The organism is Campylobacter sp. DY7 (assembly GCF_057802535.1).
Genome location: NZ_JBYJAU010000025.1, coordinates 1 through 8,785, shown reverse-complemented (window position 1 = coordinate 8,785; position 8,785 = coordinate 1). Strand labels below are relative to the sequence as shown.

At 29.8% G+C, this 8,785-nt stretch carries 12 protein-coding genes; 10 read left to right on the top strand and 2 right to left on the bottom strand.

Annotated elements, in window-relative coordinates; all coding sequences use genetic code 11:
• The first annotated feature begins 146 nt into the window (after positions 1–146).
• Positions 147–668 carry a hypothetical protein gene (locus tag AC1B00_RS09455; RefSeq protein ID WP_488849474.1) on the top strand — a complete coding sequence of 174 codons (522 nt, stop codon included), beginning with the start codon at positions 147–149 and terminating at the stop codon, positions 666–668.
• 161 nt (positions 669–829) lie between these two features.
• Entirely contained in the window at positions 830–1,426 is a 597-nt protein-coding gene (locus tag AC1B00_RS09450) for a peroxiredoxin (protein WP_239817510.1), read from the top strand.
• Positions 1,427–1,857: 431 nt separating this feature from the next.
• Here the strand turns inward: AC1B00_RS09450 and AC1B00_RS09445 are convergent, their stop codons facing one another.
• Together AC1B00_RS09445 and AC1B00_RS09440 are read right to left on the bottom strand one after the other, a co-directional pair.
• Positions 1,858–2,232 (bottom strand): hypothetical protein, encoded by a 375-nt coding sequence (locus tag AC1B00_RS09445; protein WP_488849473.1) that lies wholly within the window; start codon positions 2,230–2,232, stop codon positions 1,858–1,860.
• Positions 2,233–2,234: 2 nt separating this feature from the next.
• Entirely contained in the window at positions 2,235–2,840 is a 606-nt protein-coding gene (locus tag AC1B00_RS09440; RefSeq protein ID WP_488849472.1) for a YigZ family protein, read from the bottom strand.
• A 36-nt stretch (positions 2,841–2,876) separates the two neighbouring features.
• On the opposite strand from AC1B00_RS09440, the gene AC1B00_RS09435 reads away from it, so the two are divergent.
• The 8 genes from AC1B00_RS09435 (at position 2,877) to AC1B00_RS09400 (ending at position 8,454) form a co-directional block, all read left to right on the top strand.
• Positions 2,877–3,356, top strand: a complete 480-nt coding sequence (locus AC1B00_RS09435; protein ID WP_336612118.1) for a hypothetical protein — start codon at positions 2,877–2,879, stop codon at positions 3,354–3,356.
• A 252-nt stretch (positions 3,357–3,608) separates the two neighbouring features.
• The gene (gene ureG, locus AC1B00_RS09430; protein ID WP_488849470.1) at positions 3,609–4,220 is read left to right on the top strand and encodes an urease accessory protein UreG; all 612 of its coding nucleotides are present in this window, start codon (positions 3,609–3,611) and stop codon (positions 4,218–4,220) included.
• Positions 4,217–4,954, top strand: a complete 738-nt coding sequence (locus AC1B00_RS09425; RefSeq protein ID WP_488849469.1) for an urease accessory protein UreD — start codon at positions 4,217–4,219, stop codon at positions 4,952–4,954. The genes ureG and AC1B00_RS09425 overlap by 4 nt, the downstream gene beginning before the upstream one ends.
• Positions 4,955–4,979: 25 nt before the next feature.
• Entirely contained in the window at positions 4,980–5,282 is a 303-nt protein-coding gene (locus tag AC1B00_RS09420) for an urease subunit gamma (protein WP_488849468.1), read from the top strand.
• An 11-nt stretch (positions 5,283–5,293) separates the two neighbouring features.
• On the top strand, positions 5,294–5,602 hold the full coding sequence (gene ureB, locus AC1B00_RS09415; protein WP_488849467.1) for an urease subunit beta: 309 nt from the start codon (positions 5,294–5,296) through the stop codon (positions 5,600–5,602).
• A gap of 10 nt (positions 5,603–5,612) precedes the next feature.
• Positions 5,613–7,322 carry an urease subunit alpha gene (ureC, locus tag AC1B00_RS09410; RefSeq protein ID WP_488849466.1) on the top strand — a complete coding sequence of 570 codons (1,710 nt, stop codon included), beginning with the start codon at positions 5,613–5,615 and terminating at the stop codon, positions 7,320–7,322.
• Positions 7,323–7,330: 8 nt separating this feature from the next.
• Positions 7,331–7,771: an urease accessory protein UreE gene (locus AC1B00_RS09405; RefSeq protein WP_488849465.1), complete on the top strand. Its 441-nt coding sequence runs from the start codon at positions 7,331–7,333 to the stop codon at positions 7,769–7,771.
• A complete protein-coding gene (locus AC1B00_RS09400) occupies positions 7,771–8,454 on the top strand; it encodes an urease accessory protein UreF (protein ID WP_488849464.1) in 684 nt (227 codons plus the stop codon). The genes AC1B00_RS09405 and AC1B00_RS09400 overlap by 1 nt, the downstream gene beginning before the upstream one ends.
• Positions 8,455–8,785: the final 331 nt, after the last annotated feature.

Genomic DNA, 8,785 nt, shown 5'->3' with positions numbered 1-8,785 from the left:
AAAACCTGAGTTTAGCTTTGAAAGTGAGCTATCAATAGCTCTATTGTTCATAGAAGCATTAGCGTGAGCGCTTAATGGTGGGGGAGTTTCTAATTATTTATTAAATATTTTTATAATTTTTTTCTAATTTATTTTAAAGGAAAATTATGAAAAAAATACTTTTAAGTTTAACTCTAGTGAGTTCAATGTTTGCGGCTACTAGCTGTGATAAGGTTTTACAAAAATTAGATGAGCAAATCGTAAAAGTTCAAAATCAAAAGAAAGAAAACCCTGAAAGACTTGATTATCTAAAAAAACAAAAAAGTGAAATTAGCAAAAATTGTGTAGATGGCAAAATAGATAATGAAAAATTAAAAACTATTAAAGCTGATACAAAATACGACTATGAAAACAAAAAACTTGCAAAAAAACAAGAAAAAATAAATGAAAAAAAAGAAAAAATTGAAAACAAACACAAGCAAGATTTAGAAAAAATCAAAGCTAAGAAAGAAAAAGAAGAAAAGAAATTAGATAAAAAACTAAATAAAGAAAATGCTAAAAAAGAATTCAAAGAAGAATTAAAAAAAGATTCTAATAAATTAGAACACAAAGCAAATGAAAAAATTAGCAAAGAAGAAAAGAAAGCAAAAAATAAATTAAAAAAATTAGAAGAAAAAGCTGCTGAATAAGAATTTACCTACCAAAATAAGGTAGGTAAAATGCCAAAACTTCAAATCTTTAAAATATTTATAAAATTTTTTTAGGATAATTTTAGTGTTATTTACAAAATGATTAACTTTTATGTTTATAATTTCTCTACTAATAAAAATTATTAATAAGGAGAAACAAAATGTTAGTTACAAAAAAAGCACCTGATTTTACAGCTCCAGCTGTATTAGGAAACAATACAATAGATAATAATTTCAACCTATATAAAAATATGGGTAAAAACGGAACAGTAGTATTCTTTTATCCAAAAGATTTTACATTCGTATGCCCAAGCGAAATTATTGCATTTGATAAAAGATTTAAAGATTTTCAAGAAAGAGGAATTAACGTAATCGGAATTAGTGGCGATAACGAGTTTTGCCATTTTGCATGGAAAAACACTCCAGTAAATCAAGGCGGTATCGGTAATGTTCAATTTCCACTTGTAGCAGACTTAACAAAAGAAATCGCTCGTGGTTTTGATGTATTATTTGATGAAGCAGTAGCACTAAGAGGCTCATTCTTATTAGATAAAGATGGAACAGTTCGCCACGCAGTAATCAATGACCTACCACTAGGAAGAAATATTGATGAAATGGTAAGAATGGTTGATACAATGCTATTTACAAACGAGCATGGCGAAGTTTGCCCAGCTGGTTGGAACAAAGGCGATAAAGCAATGAAAGCTGATCCAAAAGGCGTAGCTGATTATCTAGCTAACAACAGCGATAAACTATAATTTTATGCTAGGGGCTTTCCCTAGCTATTATAAAACTTCAAAATATTTTCAAAATTTTTCATTCATATAAATATTATTTGTAGTATTTTGTTAAATCAAATTCCTATTTCAAATTCTTTGAAATTTTCGTGGAATTTGAATTAGGAATTTGAATATAAAAGATTTGTTTTTAAGAAGAATATTTGCCTTGATTTATGCTTATTTGTGATTAGATTAACTTCTTTGCTTAAGATTATTTGATAGTTGTAGATAGAATTTTATGAAATTATTTTAATTTTAAATATTACAATTAACCTAACTAAAGCAATTACGCTATAACTACTAATTTAAAATCAAGTATGATTAAATCTTCTAAATAATATGCTTTAATTTAGAAAATTTAAATTCCTATTTCAAATTCTTTGAAATTTTCGTGGAATTTGAAATAGGAATTAATCTTTTATGATTTCAGCTGACATTTTCCAAATTTTGTCAAACTTTATCATATTTCTTTTTTCGCTTTTAACGAAGCCGTTTTTAAATTTTGTAATTATTTGAACTTTTGCACTTTTTTCATTTTTGTTTAAAATTTCAACTTCTATATCATTAATTCCGCCGTAATTATCAAATAATTTTGGCAAAATATTTTCAAAATTTATGCTTAATTGTCTTTGAAACTCGTTTTCATAATAAAAACATTTATCAAATATAGCTTCATTTGGCTTTGTAGCAATATCATTCATACAAGTTTTTACGCTATTTTTAATATCTTCATTCCCACAAGCACTTAAAAGCAATAAACCACAAACTATTATATATTTTTTCATTTTTATCCCTTATATTCTTTTAGTTTAAGCATTGATTCACTTAATTCTTTTTCAAGATTTTCTTTTTCGCTTTCGCTAAGCTCTAAAATAAATCTTACATTTATTCCAAATTCTTTATTATATTTAATCTCTAATTTATCCAAAATATAACTAATTTTATTTACTTGAGAATACTCTAAGTCCAAAAAAAAGCTTTCTTTTTTTACATAATCAATCAATAAATCAAGCTCATAAGCTTTGCTAATTCCTAGATTTACAGCATTTGAATAAGCCCTTACAAGCCCACCGACCCCAAGCAATGTGCCACCAAAATATCTTACAACATAGCAAACAGCATTAACTATATTAGCTCCCCTTAATACATTAAGCGCAGGTGCTCCGCTACTTCCTTTTGGTTCTCCATCATCGCTTTGATTTTCTACAATTTGCCCGAATTCATTTAGTACTCTGCTCGCATATACTACATGAACGCATTTAAAATGCTCGGCTCTTAGTTCTTCTTGTCTAGTGCGAACATTCTCATTTATACTAAGTGGTTCAAAAAAACATAAAAATTTTGAGCCCTTTATCTCAAAACTATCAAAACAAGGTGATTTTAAAACTTTCATTTATTAATATTAGCGTTTTTTATTAAAGGATTGAATATGAAAATAATTTTTACTTTACTTGCATTTGTTTTTTTAGGTTGTAGTTCGGTGATTACTGGTGTTGCGTCTTTGGCTAGCGATATTGTAATAGCTGCGGTAACTTTGCCAATAAAAGCAATCTATAAAATAGGAAAATCTACTTTAAGTGTTGCGAACTCTAATTCAAATTCTTCTATTACAAAAGATGCTAGCAAGGCTTTAGAAAAACAAAATTATAAAAAAGCCTATGAATTATATGCAAAAGCTTGCAATGAAGATGAGCCTATGCTGTGTGCTTTAGCTAATTATTCTTATAAAAAATGCGAACTACTTAACGATGGTTGTAAAAATAATGAAGTTTTACAAAATAATGCAGTGAAATATTTGAGCGCTAAATTATTTTTAGATGAAGCAAATGAGCTAAAAGGCGATGAAAAGAAAGCTTATATAAATATAGCTTGTGAATACGATTTAAGTATTAGTAAAGAATGTGAATAAATCTTCCTATATTAATAAGAAGTTTTTAAAAATTACTTGCCTTTAATTTTATTTATTAAGCCGTTTTATTAATAAAAATATCTATTATTAAATTTGAATTATTATTCATGGTTTTTTTGTAAAATTAAAGCACTAATATGATGATAATTTTATTATTTATAAATAATTTATTATTGTTATATTTAAAATATTTTAGTAACGCTTAGGCTTTATAAAAAACTTAAAAACTTCATTTTTATTTAAAGGATTGTTATGAAAAAACCTGTAATTATAGGTGTTGGAGGTCCTGTTGGAGCTGGTAAAACTTTGCTTATTGAAAGATTAGTAAGGGCGATGAGTAAAGATTACGAAATAGGTGTTGTAACAAACGATATTTACACTAAAGAAGATGCTTTATTTTTAGCAAAAAATAGCGTTTTATCGCCTGATCGTATTATAGGTGTTGAGACTGGGGGTTGCCCTCATACTGCAATTAGAGAAGATGCTTCTATGAACGAAGCAGCACTTTTAGAACTTCAAAAGAAATTTGATTTAGATTTATTATTTTTAGAAAGTGGCGGAGATAATTTAGCTGCTACATTTAGTCCTGATTTAGTAAATTTTAGCATTTATGTAATTGACGTTGCTCAAGGTGAAAAAATCCCACGCAAAGCTGGTGCGGGAATGATTAAGTCTGATTTATTCATAATCAACAAAACCGATTTAGCTCCTTACGTTGGTGCTAATTTAGAGATTATGAAGAATGACACAATGCACTTTAGAAAAGATAAAGAATTTTTCTTTACAAACCTTAAAAAAGATGAAGGTTTAGAAAGTGTTATTAACTGGATTGAGAAAAATTGTCTTCTTAAAGGCTTAGGGTGAATGTTTTAAATATAAAACTTATTAAAAATAAGTTAGTAGAACATTACCAATATGGAATGCTAAAGTTATTAAGGGTTCCAGTTAATTATGGCGTGGATTGTCCTGATGAAGATAGCGAATTTTTTGCTTATATTAGCGCATTAGGTGGTGGTTTAGCAGAAGGCGATAAATATAATCAAAGCTTTACATTAGAAAACGCAAAAGCTGTTATTAACTCACAATCAAGCCAAAAAATATACAAAGGTAGTTCAAGAGTAAATACAAAAATTAATCTTAAAGGAAATTCAAGTTTTGTATTTCACAATGATGCTAATATTTTTTATCCTAATTCTAATTTCATGAGCAAAAATACAATATTTTTAGATAAAGACTCAAAATTATTCTTTTTAGATGGTGGCTTTTTAGGGTATGCTGAAGGTAATTTTAGAGCTAATATGTATCTTAGACTTTATATTAATTCAAAACTAGTTTTAAATGATGTGTTTTGTTATGAAAGTAAAGAAGATTTACAATCTTTATATAAACATGAGTATTTTTATAATGTAATAATGGTAGCAGATGTGGAATTTGAAACTTTGCATAAACCTAATATCAAAGCACACGCAAGTAAGGTTAATGGGGTTACTATAATTCGTATTTTATCAGATAGTAACGATGAAGCTATTAGATATATTAATAATATAAAAAATAGCTTTTTAACAAAGTCAAATATGACTTTAACATCAATTAGATAAATTAATTTCAATTAAAGGAAAAAACATGATATTAACGCCAAGAGAAACAGAAAAACTTTTGTTAAGTTATGCAGCAGTAGTTGCGCGTAAGCGTTTAGATAATGGTCTTAAATTAAATAGACCAGAAGCAATTGCTATTATTAGTGATTTTATTATGGAAGGTGCAAGAGCTGGTAAGAGCGTAAGCGAACTTATGAATGAAGGAAGAAATATTTTACGCAAAGACCAAGTTATGGAAGGCATAGCTGATTTAGTAACTGAAGTTCAAATGGAAGCTACTTTTAAAGATGGCACAAAGCTAGTAACCATACATAATCCAATACAATAAGGAGTAAAAAGATGAAAATAGGAGAAATCATTTTTGCAAAAGGCGATATTATATGTAATGAGGGTCGCGAAGCAATAGAATTAGAAGTTATAAACACTGGAGATAGACCAGTTCAAGTAGGTTCTCATTTTCATTTTTATGAAACAAATACAGCTTTAAAATTTGATAGAGAAAAAGCTCGTGGTAAGCGTTTAGATATTATCAGTGGAACAGCTGTTCGTTTTGAGCCTGGTATGAAAAAAATAGTTAGATTAATAGATTTAGCAGGTTCTCGTGAAGTATGGGGACAAAACTGCAAAATTAATGGTAAATTAGACTAAGGAGAAATAAATGAGTTTTAAAATTAGCAGACAAGATTACGCTTCACATTTTGGACCAACTACTGGTGATAGCATAAGACTTGCCGATACAAATCTTTTTGCAAAAGTTGAAAAAGACCATACAATATATGGTGAAGAGTGCAAATTCGGTGGTGGTAAAACACTTCGTGATGGTATGAGCCAAAACTCAAGATTCTTAGGTAAAGATGTAGTTGATTTAATTATCACAAACGCTTTAATAATTGACTATACAGGAATTTATAAAGCTGACATCGGTATTAAAAATGGCAAAATCCATGCTATTGGCAAGGGTGGTAACCCTGATATTACTGATGGTATTGATTTCGCTACAGGCGTTAGCACCGAAGCACTTGCTGGTGAAGGTCTAATCGTAACTGCTGGTGCAATAGATACTCACATTCACTTTATAAATCCAGAGCAAGTTAATGAAGCACTAAGCAATGGCACAACAACATTATTTGGTGGTGGCACAGGTCCAAATGATGGTTCAAAAGCTACCACCTGCACATCAGGAGCTTTTCATATTGAGCGTATGCTACAAGGAACTGATGATTTACCAATTAATATCGGCTTATATGCTAAAGGTCATGGCTCAAATGTTGAAGCTAACTTAGAGCAATTAAGAGCAGGTGCTGCTGGTCTTAAAATCCACGAAGACTGGGGAACAACAAAAAGTGCAATTGATAATGCTTTAAAAGCAGCTGAAATTGCAGATGTATCAGTAGGAATTCACACAGATACTCTAAATGAATATGGCTCAGTTGATGATACAAGAGCTGCTATTGCAGGCAGAACAATCCATACATTTCACACTGAAGGTGCTGGTGGTGGTCACGCTCCAGATATTATTAAACTTGCTGGCGATGCAAATGTTTTACCTGCATCAACAAACCCAACAATGCCATTTACAATAAATACTATTGAAGAACACTTAGATATGCTTATGGTATGCCATCACTTAAGCAAAAATGTTAAAGAAGATGTAGCATTTGCAGATAGCCGTATTAGAAAAGAAACTATCGGTGCAGAAGATGTTTTACATGATATGGGAGTTATTTCAATTATGAGTAGTGACTCTCAAGCAATGGGAAGAATCGGTGAAGTTGTAAGTAGAACTTGGCAAACAGCTGATAAAATGAAAAAACAGCGCGGTGCATTAGAAGGCGATAGCGAATATGATGATAACAATCGTATCAAGCGTTATATAGCAAAATATACAATCAATCCAGCTATTGCTGCAGGTATTGCTGATTATGTTGGCAGCGTTGAAGTTGGTAAGATAGCTGATCTTATTGTTTGGGATCCAAAAACATTTGGAACTAAGCCTCTTATGGTTATAAAATCAGGATTTTGTGTATATTCTGTAATGGGTGATAGTAACGCATCAATTCCTACTCCACAACCAGTAATGCATCGCAAAATGTTTGGCAGTATTGGTTCAGCAGTTTATAAAACTTGTTATAGCTTTATGTGCCAAATGGCAATTGATGATAATGTTGCCCAAAAATATGGTCTTAAGAAAAAAGTTCTACCAATTAAGGGTGCATCAACAGCTAAAAAAGCTGATATGAAACTAAACAATGCAACTCCAAAAATTGAAGTAGATCCTCAAACTTATGTAGTTACAGTTGATGGCGAAGTAGCTTACAGCGAGCCTGTAAGTGAATTACCGTTAGCACAAAGATATTACTTATTTTAGGAGAAAAAATGATAGTAAAAACCATACTAGGCAATATAAGTAACTACGATACAAAAGGTAAAGCAATAGATAATGTAAAAGTTGCTCCTGATGATAGACTAAAGCATATTTTGCGTTTAGTTAGCGATAGCGGAGTAGAAATTGGCGTTAGTCTAGATGGCGGTCATTTTCATAATGGTGATGTTTTAGCAGAAAATGATGAAAAGATTTTTGTGGTAGAGTGCCTACCACAAAATGTAATTTTAATTAAACCTAAAGATATTATGCAAATGGGTTTTGTGGCTCATTCTATCGGTAATAGACATATGCCGGCTGTTTTTGAAGATGGTTTTATGATAGTTGAAGATGATTATTTAATTGCTGAATGGCTTGATGATAATAATATAGATTATGAGAAAACTCAAAAAGTATTGCGTCACGCATTAAAACACGCAAGTCACCATCACTAATGTTAGGTCAATTTTTATTTGATAGTGCCTTTGCAAATGGTGCTTATTCGCATAGTTTTGGGCTTGAAAGTTATATTTCTTGGGGCGTTATAAAAGACGCTTCAAGTTATCAAAAATGGTTAGAAAATTATATGTTAAATATTTTTGCTACTGGCGAAGGTGCTGTTTATGCAATGGCTTGTAGCTTAAAGGATAAAAAACTAAGTCTTTTAAAATTAGCAAAAGCTGCAAATGCTTCTATTGCTAGTGCTGAATGCCGTGCAGGTTCAATAAATATGGCAAGAGCAACATTGAAAAATACCGAGTTTATGCATAATGATTTAGCAAGTTGGTATTATAAAGCTTGCGAAAAAGATGAATTTTGTAATCTTGCAGTGGCTTTTAGTGTTTTATGTGAAGATAAGTTAAGCGAGTTTGCTTATGCAAGCATTAAGACTTTAACCCAAAACGCTACAAGAGCTATTCCGCTATCTTACAAAAAATCAAGCGAATTACTACATATAAACATAGATTTAGCGAAAAAAGCTGCAAAAAAAGCAGAAGAAATTGCAAAAGATGTTTTAAAACACGGATATTTTAGTTTAAATTACACAGAAAACACTCATTTATTTGCTACTCATCAAGAGCTTGACCTTGCTATGCTAGCTCACGAAAAACTTGATTTTAGATTATTTATGAGTTAATTATTAAAGCTTATTTTTATAAGCTTTAATATATTTATTTACAACATCAAACAAACCATTGCAAATAAAATCAAATATATAAATTTCTTAGTTTTTAACAATGGTTTAAAGAGAGAGATTAAAGAAATTTTGGTTTTATATATTTTATTTATTTAAATTATTTATTTTTAATAATTCAAAAAAATAGCTTATAAACAACAATTTCACTCTCATTACAGTTCTTAAGCAAATAATATAAACATTCAAATTCCTATTTCAAATTCCAAGAAATTTTCAAAGAATTTGAATTAGGAATTAAGTATTTAAAAACAAGTTAGGATTGTTTATATAA